The organism is Actinoplanes octamycinicus (assembly GCF_014205225.1).
Classification (GTDB): domain Bacteria; phylum Actinomycetota; class Actinomycetes; order Mycobacteriales; family Micromonosporaceae; genus Actinoplanes; species Actinoplanes octamycinicus.
In genome coordinates this window covers 6,125,908-6,140,942 of sequence record NZ_JACHNB010000001.1, presented here as the reverse complement: position 1 = coordinate 6,140,942, position 15,035 = coordinate 6,125,908, and the positions used below count along the sequence as shown (strand labels likewise).

The window sequence follows — 15,035 nt, the reverse complement described above, 5'->3', positions numbered from 1 at the left end:
CGTCCCCGGGGATGCGGAAGCTGCCGGCGCCCCTCAGATTAACGCCCCGGCCCGGCCCACCACCGCGCAATCGGCCAGCGAGGCAAAAGTCTGACTTGCTGCCGCAACAGCCCGTTTGTGCCATAGGCTCAGCGATCGCGCTCCGCCTGCCGATCTAGCCAGTGGGGTCCCACTGCGGCCCGGTGTGAAGGGAGACGAGCGGTGCAGACGCGCACACGGTCAGGGTGGTTCGCTGATCTCAGCATCAACACCAAGATCCTCTGCTCGGTGGCGGTGGCGGCGGTGGTGGCCATGGCGGTCGGGATCGTCGGGCTGCAGGGGCTGAGCGCCGCGAGCGCGTCGGCGCAGAACATCTACACCAACAACGTGGCGAGCATCCTGGCCCTCAGCGACCTGCGCTCGGCGGTGCTGCAGGCCCGGCTGACCGTGGTCAACCACGCGGTCTCCCAGGACTCGCAGACCAAGAGCCGGTACGAGCAGGCGCTGGCGGGCAACCTGCTGGACATCGAGAAGGCGTTCGCCGCGTACCGGGACAGCCGGCCCGCCATCGACCCGGCCGCCATCGACGAGTTGTTCGACGACTACCACTCGTACGCCGCACTGGCCAAGGACAAGCTGCTGCCGGCCAGCCGGGACAACGACATCGCGCTGTGGCAGCGGATCCGGGATGCCGAACTCACCCCGCTGATGAACGAGGCGATGAAGGACCTCGTCGACATGGACACCACCGAGGAGGCCGCCGCCGGGCGCAACGCAGCCGACGCGAGATCCTCCTACGAGTCGCGCCGGGTGGTCTCCCTGGTCCTGCTCGTGGCGGGTCTGCTGCTGGCACTCGGCGCCGGCGTGTTCGTGGCACGCGGCATCGTCGGCTCGCTGCGCAAGGTGCAGGGGGTCTGCGAGAGCCTCGCGGCCGGGGACCTCACCCACACCGCGGGGCTGACCAGCCGGGACGAGCCCGGCCGGATGGCCGGGGCGCTGGACACCGCGGTGACCAACCTGCGGACCGCGGTGACCACCATCGACGGTACGGCCGTCGCCCTGTCCGGCGCCGCCGAGCAGCTCACCACGGTCAGCTCCCAGCTGCAGTCCGGCGCGGCCGACACCGCGGACCGGGCGAACACCGCGTCCCGCGGCTCGGACCAGGTCAACACCGGTGTGCAGAGCATCGCCGCCGGCGCCGAGGAGATGAGCGCCTCGATCACCGAGATCGCCAGCAACGCCGGGCAGGCCGCGCAGGTGGCCCAGCAGGCCATGGCGGTCGCCCAGCGGACCACCGACCAGGTGGCCCAGCTCGGCACGGCGAGCGCCGAGATCGGTGACGTGGTCCGGCTGATCACCACGATCGCCGAGCAGACCAATTTGCTCGCCCTGAACGCCACCATCGAGGCCGCCCGGGCCGGTGAACTGGGCAAGGGCTTCGCGGTCGTCGCCGGCGAGGTCAAGGAGCTCGCCCAGCAGACCGCCAAGGCCACCGACGAGATCACCAACCGGATCGAGGCGATCCAGGCGTCGAGCGGCAGCGCGGCCCACGCGATCGGCGAGATCACCGAGGTGATCCAGCAGATCAGCGACTACACCACCACGATCGCCTCGGCCGTCGAGGAGCAGACCGCCACCACCGCCGAGATGAGCCGCTCGGTGGCCGACGCGGCCGCCACCAGCAACCAGGTGCTGGGCACCATCTCCGGCGTCGCCGAGGTGGCCACCGCCACCGCCACCGGCGCCGACACCACCCAGCGGGCAGCCGCCGATCTGACCCGCCTCTCCGCCGACCTCACCCAGCTGGTCAGCGGCTTCCGCCACTGACCAGCGAGCCCCTGACCGCGAGGACGGCGTCGTCCCGCCGCTCTCCTACCGCCAGTGGCGAGGCCGGGCGCGACTTCGAGGACGGTGCCGTCGGCCGGCGGTAGAAGACAGGCTTGAACTCCTGACCAGCGCTCACCGGCGATCCCCCGCCCATCGAACGGAAGGATGCCGGGCACAGGCGGTGCCTCCGAAATGTGCCCGGATCACCTGGCCGGCACGATGCGCCGTTCAGCGGATCCCGCTGGAGGCGTTCGCGGCGAAGGCGGCGATCTGGGCGGCGAACCTCTCCGGGTGCCACATGACCAGGTCGTGGGCGGCGTGGGGGACGATCTCGGCGACCGCGTGCGGCATCCGGGTGGTGACGCGAGCGGCGACCTCGCGGGCGTCATAGAGCTGGCTGTTGCCGCCGACCAGGACCAGCGTGGGTGCGGTGATCCGGGCGAGGTCGGCGTCGGTGAGCGAGTCGGGCAGGATGTGCCGCCGGCGGAAGCCGAAGGTGGCCTTGATCAGGCGCACGGCGTCGTCGTCGCGCAGGGTCACGTTGCGCAGGCGGCCGGCCAGCGCGTGCCGGATCGGCCGGGGCGCGAAGGTGGCCAGGCCGCCCGCGATCACCCAGGCGATGAACTTGCGGCTGACCTCGCCGAAGCCGCCCGGGTCGAGCAGCGCGAGGCTGGCGACCGCCTCCGGGCGGCGCAGCGCGTGCCGCAGGGCGATCCAGCCGCCGTACGACGTGCCGACCAGGTGGGCGCGGTCGACGTCCAGCGAGGTGAGGACCTCGCCGAGCCACTGGGACCACTCGTCGCCGCTGTCGATGGACCGGGTCTGGACGGACGGGCCGGGCTCGCCGACCGGGTCGATGGCGATCACCGGGCGGGAGGCGACGAGCGGGCCGAGGTAGGAGTGCCACCCGAGGGCCGGCCCTCCCGAGCCGGGCAGCAGCACGAACGGGGGCTCGTCGCCGGTGCCGAGGCGGTGCACTCTCGTCGTACCGAAACTGGTGGTGATGTCGGCATCGACTGACGTGGACGGCCAGAGCCGGGCGGCGGCCTCCTCGTAGACGGTGAAGAAGCGGTCGCGGGCCTGGTCGTTGCGGAATGTGCCGACGGGCATCGGGAACCTCCTCGCTTGTGATACGAGCGTATCACCAAAGTGATACACGCGTATCATCAAAGCCGTGCCGAAACGGGTGGACCACGAGGAGCGGCGGCGGCAGATCGGCGAGGCGCTGCTGCGGATCGCCAGCACGCGCGGCCTGCAATCTGCGACGATGCGCGAGGTGGCGGCCGAGGCCGGGGTGTCGCTGCGGCTGGTGCAGTACTACTTCCACACCAAGGAGGAGCTGCTGGTGGCCGCGCTCGCCTACCTCGGCGAGCAGCTCACCGAGCGGGTGCGGGCCGGCATCCGCGCGCTCGGGCCGGTCACGCCGCGCAGCATCGTCCACGGCACGCTGACCGCGGTGCTGCCGACCGACGAGGAGAGCCGGCGGCTGACCCGGGCGTACACCGGCTTCTACACACTGATCTTCAGCGAGCCGGAGATCGACAAGCGGCACGGCACGACCTATCCCGACCGGCTGGAGTCGCTGCTCGCCACCCAGATCACCGCCGCGCAGCAGGCCGGCGAGGTCGCCGCCGACGTGGACCCGGCGCTGGCCGCGGCCGCGCTGCTCGCGCTGACCAACGGGCTCGGTTCGAGCGTGCTCGGCGGCCAGCGCGACGGCGCGGCGGCCCTGCGCATCCTGGAGGATCAGCTCGGCCGCCTGTTCCGCACCGGGTGACCGGGACCCGGCGCGAGCGCACCGGTCCCGGTCCGGCGTCAGGTCACCAGTTGCGGCCGGCCCTGCGGAACATCTCGTCCTGCATCGGGTCGGGCAGGATCTCGCGGACCTCCTGCGAGCAGCGGCACGAGGCGGCGATCTTGCCGGCCCACACCTCCGCCTCCGCGCGCGTGTCCGCCTCGATCACCGCGAACCCGCCGATGACCTCCTTGGTCTCCGGGTACGGGCCGTCGGTGACGATCCCGTCGGTGGCCACGATGGTGGCCCGCTGGCGTTCCAGGCCGGCGCCGAACACCCACACGCCGGCGTCCATCGCCTCCTGGACCACCTCGTGCGACGCCTTGGCCACGTCGGGCATCTCGTCGGCGGTGATGTGGTCCATCGCGCCGTCGTTGAACGAAACCAGGTACCGCGCCATCGGGTCACTCCCCTGTTCCGGCGGCCCGGTCGGCCACCTCTCGCCTGTGCTACGAACGACTCACCCCGGTTCCGACACGATGCCAGAAGAAATCTGTCCGGCGCTCAACAGAGGCGGCGATGACCTGTTCCGGCGCCGGCGTCGACGCGCGGCGGCTGGGGGGAACCGGGCCGGGTCCGGCGCGGTGATTATCGGCGGCCGGAGTGGGCAAACCGGGCGGCATGAGAGCTATCGCGCTGGACGACTACGGTGACGCCGACGTGCTGCGGCTGCGGGAGCTGCCGGATCCGCCGGTCGGGCCGGACGTGGTCCGGATCCGGGTGCGCGGCGCCGGGCTCAACCCGGTCGACTACAAGATCCGGCAGGGTCATCTGCGGGGCGCCATCCCGCATCACACGCCGCTGATCCCGGGCTGGGACGTCGCCGGGGTCGTGGACGCGGTCGGGCCGGCGGTCACCGGGTTCGCGGCCGGCGACGAGGTGATGGCGTACGCCCGCAAGGACACGGTGCAGCACGGCACGTACGCCGAACTGGTCTCCGTCGCCGAGGGCGCGGTGGCCCGCAAGCCCGCCTCGCTCAGCTTCGCGCAGGCCGGCGGTCTGCCGCTGGCCGGGCTGACCGCGCTGCAGATGCTGCTGGCCGTCGACACCGGCCCGGGCGACGTCGTCCTGGTGCACGCGGCCGCCGGCGGCGTCGGTCACCTCGCCGTCCAGCTGGCCCGGGCGCTCGGCGCGACCCGGGTGATCGGCACCGCGTCGAAAGGCAACCACGACTTCCTGTACGGGCTGGGCTGCGAACCGATCGAGTACGGCGACGACCTGCCGGAACGGCTGGCCGCCCTGGTCGGCGGTGACGGCCGGGTCGACGCCGCGCTGGACTTCGTCGGCGGCGACGCGCTCACCCAGTCGCCGCGCCTGGTCCGCTCCCCCGCCCGGCACGCCTCCGTGGTCGATCCGCACGTCAAGGAGCAGGGCGGACGGTACGTCTTCGTCCGCCCCGACGGTGACCAGCTGTCGTCGCTGGCCGACCTGGCCGACGCCGGCCGGCTGCGCGTCGAGGTGGCCCGGGAGTTCCCGCTCGACGAGGCCGCGCCGGCGCAACGGCTGCTGGAGGAGGGTCACGTGCGCGGCAAGCTGGTCCTGACGCTCACGTAGTCACGTTGAGCCAGCCGCCGTCGAGGTAGTAGGTCGAGCCCACGGCGTAGGCGGCCCGCGGCGAGCAGAGGAAGACGAAGAAGTCGGCGATCTCCTCGGGGGCGGCGAACCGCCCGATCGGCGCCTTCTCCTCGGCGATCGCCTGCAGATAGTCCTCCCAGCTCTGCGGCGTGCCGGCGGTCAGCTGCTGCGCGGTCTTCACCCAGTCCCCGGTCATCACCAGGCCGGGGTTGACCGCGTTGACCCGGATGTTGTCGCCGATCAGCTCGTTCGCCAGGCACTTGGAGAACATCACCAGCGCGGCCTTGGTGACGTTGTAGATCGGTTCGTAGCCGAGCGGCTGGGTGGCGCAGATCGACGCGTTGTGCAGGATCACGCCCCCGCCGCGGGCCTTCATCCCCGGGGCGAGCGCCCGGGCCAGCCGGACCGCCGCCATCACGTGCAGGTCCCAGTACGCCTGCCAGCGCTCGTCCGGCGCGGTGAGGATCTTCTCCTCGCTGCCGGTGCCGGCGTTGTTGATCAGCAGGTCGGCACCGCCGAACTCGCTCGTCACGGCGGCGGCGAGCCGGTCCGCGGCGTCCGGGGCGCTGAGGTCGGCGGGGACGGCGGTCGCTCGTACCCCGAACTCGTCTCTGATCTGGTCGGCCGCGGCCGTGAGCCGCGCCGCGTCCCGGGCGCACAGGGCGACGTGCGCGCCCTCCGCGGCCAGGCCGCGGGCGATCGCCAGGCCGATGCCGGCGCTGCCACCGGTGATGACGGCAACCTTGCCGCTGAGCTGCAGGTCCATCCGCCGGGTATACCACGTCCGGTTCTTCACCGAACCATCACAGGATCACCACCGATCCTCACCGGCGACGGCCGAGGATGGGTCGCGATGCGAACGACTCAGAAATGGATCATGGCGGTGGTGGCGGCCGTGCTGCTGACCTGCACGGGGCTGGGCCTGGTGGCGCGGCACCGCTACCACGAGGCGAAGGACCGGCGCGACCTGCTCGACCTCACCATCGGCTGGAATCGTCCTCTCGACGAACTGCGGGTACCGGACGAGATGCCGGCCGATCCGGGCAGCGGTGAGATCAGCGCCTACGGACTGAGGCTGTCGCTGGGCATCGTCAGTTATTCGGTGCTGCTCGTGGCGGAGCGGGGAGAGCCGCTGTGGAGCGTCAGCTGCGGCGCCACCGCCGTCGTGGTCTGCACCGATCTGGGTGACGGATACACGCTGCTCACCGAGTTCGACACGGACAACAGCGACCCCGCCACGATCGTCCGCAGGCGGATCGGTGACCTGATGTTCGAGGCCGGCGTCCCGGGCCACCGTCCCGACCTGGTGGACCGGCTGCGCGGCCTCATCACCGCGACGCACGCTCCCGACGACGCCGAGCTGCTGCGGTTGCTGCGCTCGGACTACTACCAGACCGACTGGAGCTGACGACCATCCCCGCTGCCGCGATGCCGCCCGCGCCCTCGCGGCCTCTTCTTCGGTACGACCAGCAGCCCTGTGCCGACCGGCCCGCGCTGCCCGGCCCGCACACGATCGCGCCGCGTGTCGTGCGGGTCCGCCCGCCGATCGCGACGCCCGTCCGTGGTCACGACGGCGACGCGAGTCACGGCCCCAGGCCGGCTGTCCCGGGTGCTCAAGGCGCGGCTACGTGCGGCCGGCGGGGCTCACCGGGTGAGCCGGGTCGCCACGTCCTCGGCCCACAGCCGGTAGCCGAGGGCGGACGGGTGGAAACGGTCGCTGCCGAAGAACTCCGGTGGCGGCTGCCCCGCGGGTGAGCTGATGAACCTGGTCCGGTCCGGGTTCCGTGCGCAGATCTCCCGGGAGACCCGGTCCAGGGCGTCGGCGCGTTCGCTGAGGTAGCGGGCGAGGGTGGCGGGCAGCGCCGGGAACTCGCCGAACGGCGGGATCCCGGCGACCACCACCTGGCGGGCGCGGCCGGACAGGTCGGTGAGGATGGCGGTGAGTTCGTGGCGCCACTGGTCGGGGCGGCGCCCGGCCATCACATCGTTGGCGCCGGCCAGCAGGACGACCAGGTCGAGATCGTCGCCGAGGCGCGGAACGAGCTGGTGCCGGACCCGGCGGGCGGTGGCGCCGAACCGCCCCACCGTCTCCCAGCCGACCGGGCGGCCGGTGTCGGCGGCGAGCCGCTGGGCGAGTGCCGCGGCGAAGCCCTCGGTGTGGTGGGTGGCGCCGCAGCCGGCGGCGGTGGAGTCGCCGACCACCGCGAGGCGCAGCGGCGCCCCGGAACCGCCGGGCACGGTGCCGGTGGTGGCGCCGCCGGCCTCGGGCGCGGGGGCGAGGGTGGCGCGCAGCCAGAGTCCTTGCGCGGCGACGACCGGCAGCAGCATCGGGTTCATGCCGCCCGGCCCAGGGTGAGGGTGGTCAGCAGGTCGAGGGTCACGGTGCCACCGAAGTCGTCGACCAGCCGGCCGAGCGCGTCGAGACCCTGGCGCTGCAGGTCCGGTGGGCGGGTCAGGAACGGGCCGAACGTGCTCACCAGCGCGAGGTAGGCGTCGCGGGTCAGTGGCAGCCGGCGCCGGAACCGCTCGACGTGGACGTCGGTGAGTTCACCGGCGGCCAGCACGTCGTGGTACATCCAGTCCGCGGGACGGTCCGTCGCGGTGGGGTCGAGGGCGTCGAGCGCCGTGCGGATGGCGGCGGCCTGGTCCGGGTCGGCGTAGCCGTAGCGGTGTCCGAACAGGGCGAGGGTGCCGCCGGCCGCGAGAGCGGCGCGGGCCTTCGCGTTGCGGGTCACCGGGTCCAGCCAGTGCCAGGCCATCGCGCAGGCCAGCAGGGGGACGCCGCCGGGCGGTGGCCGCCACTGCTCGAAGGTGCCGATCAGCACCTGGGCCTGCGGGAACTTGCTGGCGAGCCGGGCCGCCATCCGTGGGTCCGGCTCGATGCAGGTGACCGGGGCGGCGAGGGTGACCAGGACCTCGGTGCCCTTGCCGGTGCCGGCGCCGATCTCCACCACGCGGGAGGGCGTGCTGCCGTGGTAGCCGGCGATGGCGTCGGCGAGCTCGGGCGGATAGCCGGGGCGTGCGGTGTCGTACCGGTCGACAACCGATCCGAAGACGTTCATGGCGGCTCCTCGTATACGCTGCCGTATAAGGGCGACGGTAACGTTCATATACGGTCGCGTATACGGTGAGGTGAGTCACATCAGGTTCGCAACGCGCACGCCACGGGAGCGCTGGATCGCGGCGGGGCTGGACGCCCTCGCGGCCGGCGGACCGGACGCCGTCCGGGTGGAGGCCTTGGCGAAAAGCCTCGGGGTGACCAAGGGCGGGTTCTACGGCTTCTTCACCGACCGGGAGGCCCTGCTCACCGCCATGCTGGACACCTGGGAGCAGGAGAGCACGGACAGCGCGCTGGACCGCACCGAACGCGCAGGCGGAGACGCCCGCACCAGGATCACCCGAGCCGGTCTGCTGACCTTCAGCGAGCGCCTCCTGCCGATCGACCTGGCCGTGCGCGACTGGGCCCGGCGTGACGAGGCCGTCGCCGAGCGCCTGCGGCGCGTCGACAACCGGCGGATGGCCCTGCTGCGGGAGATGATCGGCACCTTCTGCACCGACCCGGACGAGGTGGAGGCGCGCAGCGTGCTCGCCTTCTGCCTGCTGATCGGCGAGCACTTCCTGGCCGCCGACCACGGCGACCGCACCCGCGCGCAGGTGCTCCGCCGAGCCGGCGACCTGATCCTCGACCGCGGCACCGGCCCGGCGTCCCGGTGACACCGTCCGCCGTCCACGGTGGAGCCTTCCGCCACGTCCGTGTCGGCGCACCTGCGGTACCGGCCTCGGCGTTCTAGACTTCGCTCGTGGCGGGCGACACCGGGCAGACGGGCAAGCTGGTGCGCGACCGGATCCCGGAGATCATCCGGCGGGACGGTCTGGAGCCGATCCTGCGCACCGCGACCGACGACGAGTTCCGCGGTTACGTCCACGCCAAGCTGCGCGAGGAGCTCAACGAGTACCTGGAGAGCGGCCGCGCCGAGGAGCTGGCCGACGTGCTCGAGGCCTGCTTCGCCGCGGCCGGCCTGCAGGGCGTCAGCCGCACCGACCTGATCGAGCTGGCCGAGCAGAAGCGGCAGGAGCGCGGCGGCTTCGACGACCGCCTCATCTGGCTGGGCAACGCCGGCTGACCGGCCCCTGCTCGCCTACCTGGGGTAACCGCACACGTCGTGCACCCAGCGGTCCCGATACCGCTCGACCGCTGCCCGGTCGGCGCGGTCGAGCGCCAGCCACTCCCGTGCCGCGCGCCGCATCTCGGCCCTCGCCTGTTCCCCTTCGGCCGGCCTCCGCTCCACCCAGTCGGTCAGCGCACCCCAGATCAGCTGCAGATCGATGGCCAGCTCACCGTCCGCGCCAGCCGAGCGACCCCACAGATCAACCCCTTTGTCGTACGGATCCGCGGCCGTGGTCAGCTCCTCGATCAGGGCGGTCACCGTCGTGAGGTACTCGATGGCGGTGGCGTCCCCAGGGTCCCGTGTCACCGGCGAACCCTCTCACGCCGCGGCAACGGCCGTCGATCGTGCGATGAGCGCCGTGCCGTCTCGCCGCCTCGGGCATATCGGAGAGTGACGGCCGGCATAGGAACCGGCCGTCACCCCTGCGACTTCCCTCCATCGCATGTCGCCGCCGGTCAGGCGGACAGGAACTGCCGGATGGCGATCAGGAGGAACGTGGTGGCGGAGAATGCCCCGCCACCAGCGAGAACGGCGGCGGGCACGGTCATGCCGCCGAGGTAGGACAGGACGCCGGCCACGAGGGCGACGCCGCTCGCGGCGAGCAGGATGACGGTCAGCCACAGTGGCCGGAGGTCGGGTGCGGGTGCGTGCATGGCGACGGCTTTCTCGACGCGCTTCGGCCGGAAGCGCGCAGCGTCGAATGGGGCGCCTGGTTCCGCGACCAGAACTGTCGTGGGGGCGCCTCCTTCGCGCTGCTGTTCGGGCGGACACCGGCGGACCGACGGGTGCTACGGCGCCTTGTTGCAGGAAGACACCGTCCCGGTTCGCCTTGCCGACAGTTTCGGTCACCGCGCGCGGTAATGACGCGATCCCCACTCGACCATTTGTGATGTGCGTAAGAGCCCGATACAACGCAAAAGGCACCCGGCTGCAACTCCGGGTGCCTTTATCCTGATGTGTCCGCCCAAACAGACAGCACAGGAGATACTCAACCTCATTCACTGTGACGCTAGTTGATTCAAGTTGACGAGGTCTGTACTCAGTGAAGCACGCCATCCGTCGGCGCGCCACCACGCAATCTGCCATGTTGCAGCTGGTGACACCTGGCTCCCTGCCAGGTGGCACCGCGACGGCCGTTCGCCAAGATCCTTAATGGCCGGCGCTTGGCGAATGGCCGCGTCATGGCTGGTACGCGGCGAAATCATCCAGCCGACCTATTCGCCGGCCCTGACCAGGGAGGACATTCCGGAATCGAGGTGATCGGCGCTTCGGCGGGTCGCATGCCCGCGAGGGGCAACAGCATGAAAAGGCACCCGGCTGCAACCCCGGGTGCCTTTATCCTGATGTGTCCGCCCAAACAGACAGCACAGGAGATACTCAACCTCATTCACCTTGACGCCATTTGATTCAAGTTGACGAGGTCTGAACTCAGTGAAGCACGCCATCCGTCGGCGCGCCACCACGCAATCTGCCATGGTGCCGTTGGTGACACCTCGCTGCCTGCCAGGTGGCAGGGCACCGCTCGGACCGCGCTTCGCCCAGGCTGGTCAGCGGGTGGCGGGGACGTCCAGGCCGGCGGCGCCGAGGACCTCGTCGGCTTCCACCTCGGCGGGGGTGAGGTGGGGCCGGCGGGCTCGGGGCAGGAGCCAGCCGACCGTGGCGGCGGCGAGGGCGGCCAGGACGGCGCCGGCTACGAAGATGGCTACGAACTGGGACTCGTCGGGTAGCGGGACGGGGCCCGGGATCGGGTTGCGGGTCAGCATGGTGACCACGAAGGCGGTGCCCAGGGACATGCCGACGGAGCGGGCGATCGAGTTGACGCTGTTGGCGATGCCCGTCTCGGCCGGCTCGACGTGGGCGATGAGCAGGGCGGGTAAGGCTGCGTACCCGAAGGTGACCGCGGTGTTGACGATCAGGGCGCCGACGATCACCTGCCAGGTGGCGGCGTGCAGCAGCGCGAGCAGAGTGAAGCCGGCGCCGGCCAGGACCGCGGCGAGGACCAGGGTGGCCTTGGCACCGAATCGGGCGACCAGGCGGCCGCCGACCGGGGCGGTGAGCACGCCGCCGGCCGTGCCGGGCAACAGGTAGACCAGGCTGGCGGCGAGCACCGAGGCGCCGAAGCCGTAACCGGCGACCTCGGACGGGGTCTGCACCAGGGCGGAGACCGCCAGGAAGACGGCGAACATCGCGAAGCCGAGGAACAGGCCGGCCGCGTTGGCGATCACGATCGGGCGGTGGCGCAGCATCCGGGTGCTCACCAGCGGATGCTGGACCCGCCGCTCGAACAGCACGAACGCGGTCAGCACGACGGCCGCGGCGGCCAGCGAGCCGAGCACCCGGGCCGAGGCCCAGCCCCAGCCGTTGCCCTCCTCGAGGGGCAGGATCAGCAGCACCAGGCCGAGCCCGAGCAACCCGGCACCGATCCCGTCGAGGGTGCCGGTGGCGGCGCCCGGGCGGGACGGCAGCAGCCACACCCCGGCCAGGCCGATCAGGGTCAGCGCGGTGGCGAGCCAGAACAACTGGTGGTAGTCGCCGCCGTGGCGCATCAGCAGGCCGGTGACCACCAGGCCGAACCCGGCGCCGACCGACAGCATGCCGCTGACCAGGGCCATCGCGCCGGTCAGCCGGTGCGGCGGCAGCTCCTCCCGGAGCACGCCGATGGCCAGCGGGAACAGCCCGAAACTGGCCGCCTGGGCGACCCGGCCGGCGAGCAGCAGCGGCAGGCTGGACGTGGTGGCGGCCAGCACCGAGCCGAGCAGCACCACGGTCAGCACGCCAAGCATCACCGGGCGGCGGCCGTGCAGGTCGCCGAGGCGGCCGAGCATCGGGGTGAGCACCGCGGCGGCCAGCAGGTTCGCGGTCACCACCCAGCTGGCCGCGCTGGTCGAGACGCCCAGGTCGGCCCGGATGTTGGCGACCACCGGGACGACCAGGGTCTGCAGCGCGGAGACGAGCAGCACGACGTAGCAGGCGACGGGCAACGCCAAGCGCGTTCTTGAGGGCATGACCCGAACGTAGACCCGCCGCCGACAGTTTTCAACGCTGTGTCAAAAACCAAAGATGCGGCGTCAATTACATTTGATGGGTTGTAGAGTCGGCGCCGTGCCAGCCATCAAGAGCCGCCGGGCCCCCACCAAAGGCGACCAACGGGAGCAGGCCCTGGTCGACGCCGCGCGGGCGGTCTTCCGGGACAAGCCGATCAGCCAGGTCACCATCGACGAGCTGGCCGGGGCGGCCGGCATCACCCGGTCCGGCTTCTACTTCTACTTCGAGTCCAAGCAGGCGCTGTTCGCCGCGGTCGTCGACCAGGGCATCGCCGAGGCCGACCTGGAGGTGGCCGAGTGGCTGGACTCCGACGGCCTGGACCGCGCGGGGCTGCGCCGCGGCCTGGCCGCCGGGCTGGCCCGGTGGAAGGTCGACGGCCGATGGCTGCGCGAGGCGTTCCTGGCCCCCGACCCGGGCGACGATGTCCTGCAGATCCGGGACCGGTTGGTCCGGCGCGGCTGCACGCTGTTCAGCAAGCGCATCGAGCGGGACGCGCGCGCCGGGCTGACCGTGGGCGGGCCGCCCGACCTGCTCGCCAAGATGGCCGTCCACCTGCGCGGCGCGATGTTCGCCGAGGTCTACGCCGACCCGGGCGCCTTCGACGAGGACGAGCTGCTGGACACGCTGACCGACGCGATCCTGCGGCTGATCTACGGCCGGGTGCCGGCGGCGCTGGAAGAGGGCGACGAGGGCGGCCAGGACCAGGGCGAAAACCGGTAGCCACAGCAGCCGGTGCAGCGGCCACCACCCGGTCGGCGCGTCGAGCAGGCCGGGCAGCGGCCCGGCCGGCAGGCTCGCGAAGCTGACCAGCAACAGGGCGGTCTGGTGCCAGCAGAACAGGGTCATCGCGGCGAGGTTGAGCACCACCACCGGCAGCCACAGCTTCGGGTGCCGCAGCCAGCCGGCCAGCCGGGGGCGCACCAGCAGGAACACGCCGAGCTGGGCGGCGGCCAGGGCCAGGGCGAACAGTGACGGCGGGTCGAGGTTGGACCAGTTGTCGCCGGGGACGCCGACCGCGCTCGCCGGATAGCCGGCCACGCCGACCAGGACCGCGCCGGTGATGATGCCGCCGGCGGCCAGGGCGAGACCGTGCCGGCGCGTCAGCCGGCCTTCGGACAGCGCGATCCCCAGCAGGTAGGGCGCGGCCCAGCCGACCGGCGCGGCCAGCAGGAGCAGCGGCGAGTCGGCGCCCAGGTGCCGGGCGAGATCGCTGGCCGCGATCAGGGCGACCGGCGCCAGCGGCGCCCAGAGACCGGAGCGGGTCACGGCGGCGCGCAGCAGCGGCGTCAGAGCGAGCAGCACGACGTACACGATCAGAAACCACATCGGATGCGTGACCAGCGACCACACCGCGTGGCGGGTGCTCTCCGGGGCGCCGGCCAGCTCCAGCAGCCACAGCGCGGGCAGCCACACCGCGGCGAGGACCGCGATCGGCCGGAGCAGGCGGCTGACCCGGCTGGTCAGCCACGGCCACACCGCCCGGCTGCGCAGGCCGCGGGACGCCGCGAACCCGCCGGCGAAGAAGAACAGCCCCAGCGTCTGCAGCAGCCAGGTCGCCGGGGTCAGCGCCGGATGCTCCGCGAGCGGGCTCGCGCCGTGCCACGCCGTCGGCTGGGCCGGGTCGCTGACCAGCGCGGACACCAGCCAGTGCCCGAGGACGACGCCGAGGATGGCGACGGCGCGCAGGGCGTCGACCGTACGGTCGCGGTCGTGGATTGTCATGGGGTCCCTCCGGCGATCCGGGCCAGCGCGGCGAGCGAGTCGGTGCCCGGCGCCAGGTAGTGGTCGTGGTCGTCGACGTCGGCGGTGGCGAAGAGCCGCGCGCCGAAGGCGGGGTCGGCCGGTTTGGTGCCGTGCCCGATGCCGAACCAGCGGATCCCGGGCACCCAGCGGACCCAGTCCCCCGCGCTCTGCCCGGCCCAGACCCGGGCGCTGGTGCCCAGCTCGGCGACGCGGTCGACGCCCATCCCCGGGCTGCCGAAGACGGCGATGTCGGTGACCCGGGCCGGCAGCCGGGACGCGGCCAGGCCGATCACCGTGGAGCCGTAGCTGTGCCCGAGCAGCGTGATCGTGGCGTTCGGGTGGGCGGCGGCCAGCTCGCCGACGAACGCGACCAGGTTGTCGGCGCCGGTCGCGGCCAGCTCCTGGCGGCCGGCCTGCCGCATGGTCTGCGGGGTGTCGTAGCCGAGCCAGGCGATCACCGCGTGCTCGCCGGGGCCCATCGCCTGCCGCAGGTTCGCCGCCTGGGTCGCCGGAGACCGATAGTTCCTGCCGCCGACGCCGCGCCAGAAGTTCGCCAGCCGGTTCGACATGCCGGGCACCAGGACCGCGATCCGCCGCGCGGTGTCCAGGTCGCCGAAGACCTGCGCGACCCGGCCCTGGCCAGCCGGGTCGAACAGCAGGTACTGCCCGGGCGGCCGGGTGATCGAGGCGGGTGGTGCGGTCGCCGGGGGCGCGAGCAGGGTGCTCGCCGACGGCGTCACGATCATGGCGAGGACGGCGAGCACGACGTTCTTCTTCATGGCCGCCAATCTGCTGGCCGCAGACATAGACCCACATCGGCTCGTGGATCACATCGCGGTGAGCGGCGGGTAGCCCCGGGGCTTACGCCCGCAGGCCGATGTACGTGCTGACCAGCGCCGATA

16 protein-coding genes and 1 pseudogene are annotated in these 15,035 nt (G+C 72.2%); 7 read left to right on the top strand and 10 right to left on the bottom strand.

Annotated elements, in window-relative coordinates:
• The first annotated feature begins 201 nt into the window (after positions 1 to 201).
• The gene (locus tag BJY16_RS27070; RefSeq protein WP_185042376.1) at positions 202 to 1,806 is read left to right on the top strand and encodes a methyl-accepting chemotaxis protein; all 1,605 of its coding nucleotides are present in this window, start codon (positions 202 to 204) and stop codon (positions 1,804 to 1,806) included.
• A 228-nt stretch (positions 1,807 to 2,034) separates the two neighbouring features.
• Here the strand turns inward: BJY16_RS27070 and BJY16_RS27065 are convergent, their stop codons facing one another.
• Positions 2,035 to 2,916, bottom strand: coding sequence for an alpha/beta fold hydrolase (locus BJY16_RS27065; protein ID WP_185042375.1), 882 nt, complete (start codon positions 2,914 to 2,916; stop codon positions 2,035 to 2,037).
• Positions 2,917 to 2,980: 64 nt separating this feature from the next.
• On the opposite strand from BJY16_RS27065, the gene BJY16_RS27060 reads away from it, so the two are divergent.
• The gene (locus tag BJY16_RS27060) at positions 2,981 to 3,583 is read left to right on the top strand and encodes a TetR/AcrR family transcriptional regulator (RefSeq protein WP_185042374.1); all 603 of its coding nucleotides are present in this window, start codon (positions 2,981 to 2,983) and stop codon (positions 3,581 to 3,583) included.
• Between the two features lie 43 nt (positions 3,584 to 3,626).
• Here BJY16_RS27060 and BJY16_RS27055 read toward each other — a convergent pair whose 3' ends face one another.
• Positions 3,627 to 4,001 (bottom strand): YciI family protein, encoded by a 375-nt coding sequence (locus BJY16_RS27055; protein WP_185042373.1) that lies wholly within the window; start codon positions 3,999 to 4,001, stop codon positions 3,627 to 3,629.
• A gap of 221 nt (positions 4,002 to 4,222) precedes the next feature.
• Between BJY16_RS27055 and BJY16_RS27050 the strand changes: the two genes are divergently transcribed.
• Positions 4,223 to 5,155, top strand: coding sequence for an NADP-dependent oxidoreductase (locus BJY16_RS27050; protein ID WP_185042372.1), 933 nt, complete (start codon positions 4,223 to 4,225; stop codon positions 5,153 to 5,155).
• On the opposite strand, the gene BJY16_RS27045 is transcribed toward BJY16_RS27050, so the two are convergent.
• Complete coding sequence (locus BJY16_RS27045; RefSeq protein WP_185042371.1) at positions 5,148 to 5,942, bottom strand: SDR family NAD(P)-dependent oxidoreductase; 795 nt, start codon at positions 5,940 to 5,942, stop codon at positions 5,148 to 5,150. The genes BJY16_RS27050 and BJY16_RS27045 overlap by 8 nt on opposite strands.
• Before the next feature lie 87 nt (positions 5,943 to 6,029).
• Here BJY16_RS27045 and BJY16_RS27040 point away from each other — a divergent pair, with 87 nt between their 5' ends.
• Positions 6,030 to 6,584, top strand: a complete 555-nt coding sequence (locus BJY16_RS27040; protein ID WP_185042370.1) for a hypothetical protein — start codon at positions 6,030 to 6,032, stop codon at positions 6,582 to 6,584.
• A gap of 236 nt (positions 6,585 to 6,820) precedes the next feature.
• Here BJY16_RS27040 and BJY16_RS27035 read toward each other — a convergent pair whose 3' ends face one another.
• Positions 6,821 to 7,513: an SGNH/GDSL hydrolase family protein gene (locus tag BJY16_RS27035; protein WP_185042369.1), complete on the bottom strand. Its 693-nt coding sequence runs from the start codon at positions 7,511 to 7,513 to the stop codon at positions 6,821 to 6,823.
• On the bottom strand, positions 7,510 to 8,238 hold the full coding sequence (locus tag BJY16_RS27030) for a class I SAM-dependent methyltransferase (RefSeq protein WP_185042368.1): 729 nt from the start codon (positions 8,236 to 8,238) through the stop codon (positions 7,510 to 7,512). Before BJY16_RS27030 ends, BJY16_RS27035 begins: the two co-directional genes overlap by 4 nt.
• Positions 8,239 to 8,308: 70 nt before the next feature.
• Here BJY16_RS27030 and BJY16_RS27025 point away from each other — a divergent pair, with 70 nt between their 5' ends.
• Together BJY16_RS27025 and BJY16_RS27020 are read left to right on the top strand one after the other, a co-directional pair.
• Complete coding sequence (locus BJY16_RS27025) at positions 8,309 to 8,890, top strand: TetR/AcrR family transcriptional regulator (protein ID WP_239177707.1); 582 nt, start codon at positions 8,309 to 8,311, stop codon at positions 8,888 to 8,890.
• Between the two features lie 86 nt (positions 8,891 to 8,976).
• Positions 8,977 to 9,300, top strand: a complete 324-nt coding sequence (locus BJY16_RS27020) for a nucleoside triphosphate pyrophosphohydrolase (protein ID WP_185042366.1) — start codon at positions 8,977 to 8,979, stop codon at positions 9,298 to 9,300.
• Positions 9,301 to 9,315: 15 nt separating this feature from the next.
• Here the strand turns inward: BJY16_RS27020 and BJY16_RS27015 are convergent, their stop codons facing one another.
• The 3 genes from BJY16_RS27015 to BJY16_RS27005 form a co-directional block, all read right to left on the bottom strand.
• The gene (locus tag BJY16_RS27015; protein WP_239177705.1) at positions 9,316 to 9,651 is read right to left on the bottom strand and encodes a hypothetical protein; all 336 of its coding nucleotides are present in this window, start codon (positions 9,649 to 9,651) and stop codon (positions 9,316 to 9,318) included.
• A gap of 149 nt (positions 9,652 to 9,800) precedes the next feature.
• Positions 9,801 to 9,998, bottom strand: a complete 198-nt coding sequence (locus BJY16_RS27010; protein ID WP_185042365.1) for a hypothetical protein — start codon at positions 9,996 to 9,998, stop codon at positions 9,801 to 9,803.
• A gap of 894 nt (positions 9,999 to 10,892) precedes the next feature.
• A complete protein-coding gene (locus BJY16_RS27005; RefSeq protein ID WP_185042364.1) occupies positions 10,893 to 12,350 on the bottom strand; it encodes an MFS transporter in 1,458 nt (485 codons plus the stop codon).
• 55 nt (positions 12,351 to 12,405) lie between these two features.
• Here BJY16_RS27005 and BJY16_RS27000 point away from each other — a divergent pair, with 55 nt between their 5' ends.
• Positions 12,406 to 13,110 carry a TetR/AcrR family transcriptional regulator gene (locus tag BJY16_RS27000; RefSeq protein ID WP_307835881.1) on the top strand — a complete coding sequence of 235 codons (705 nt, stop codon included), beginning with the start codon at positions 12,406 to 12,408 and terminating at the stop codon, positions 13,108 to 13,110.
• Here the strand turns inward: BJY16_RS27000 and BJY16_RS47505 are convergent.
• Positions 13,093 to 14,112, bottom strand: a pseudogene (locus BJY16_RS47505) (acyltransferase family protein); the annotation flags it as partial. The gene BJY16_RS27000 and the pseudogene BJY16_RS47505 sit on opposite strands and share 18 nt — an antisense overlap.
• A complete protein-coding gene (locus BJY16_RS26995) occupies positions 14,109 to 14,912 on the bottom strand; it encodes an alpha/beta hydrolase (RefSeq protein ID WP_185042363.1) in 804 nt (267 codons plus the stop codon). The gene BJY16_RS26995 and the pseudogene BJY16_RS47505, both read right to left, overlap by 4 nt.
• Between the last annotated feature and the right edge of the window lie 123 nt (positions 14,913 to 15,035).

Bases quoted from the DNA above. Each gene is read 5' to 3' on its own strand.
- BJY16_RS27065 (WP_185042375.1), bottom strand. From the start codon at position 2,916: ATGCCCGTCGGCACATTCCGCAACGACCAGGCCCGCGACCGCTTCTTC.
- BJY16_RS27055 (WP_185042373.1), bottom strand. From the start codon at position 4,001: ATGGCGCGGTACCTGGTTTCGTTCAACGACGGCGCGATGGACCACATC.
- BJY16_RS27035 (WP_185042369.1), bottom strand. From the start codon at position 7,513: ATGAACCCGATGCTGCTGCCGGTCGTCGCCGCGCAAGGACTCTGGCTG.
- BJY16_RS27045 (WP_185042371.1), bottom strand. From the start codon at position 5,942: ATGGACCTGCAGCTCAGCGGCAAGGTTGCCGTCATCACCGGTGGCAGC.
- BJY16_RS27040 (WP_185042370.1), top strand. From the start codon at position 6,030: ATGCGAACGACTCAGAAATGGATCATGGCGGTGGTGGCGGCCGTGCTG.
- BJY16_RS27000 (WP_307835881.1), top strand. From the start codon at position 12,406: ATGCGGCGTCAATTACATTTGATGGGTTGTAGAGTCGGCGCCGTGCCA.
- BJY16_RS27005 (WP_185042364.1), bottom strand. From the start codon at position 12,350: ATGCCCTCAAGAACGCGCTTGGCGTTGCCCGTCGCCTGCTACGTCGTG.
- BJY16_RS27050 (WP_185042372.1), top strand. From the start codon at position 4,223: ATGAGAGCTATCGCGCTGGACGACTACGGTGACGCCGACGTGCTGCGG.
- BJY16_RS27010 (WP_185042365.1), bottom strand. From the start codon at position 9,998: ATGCACGCACCCGCACCCGACCTCCGGCCACTGTGGCTGACCGTCATC.
- BJY16_RS26995 (WP_185042363.1), bottom strand. From the start codon at position 14,912: ATGAAGAAGAACGTCGTGCTCGCCGTCCTCGCCATGATCGTGACGCCG.
- BJY16_RS27030 (WP_185042368.1), bottom strand. From the start codon at position 8,238: ATGAACGTCTTCGGATCGGTTGTCGACCGGTACGACACCGCACGCCCC.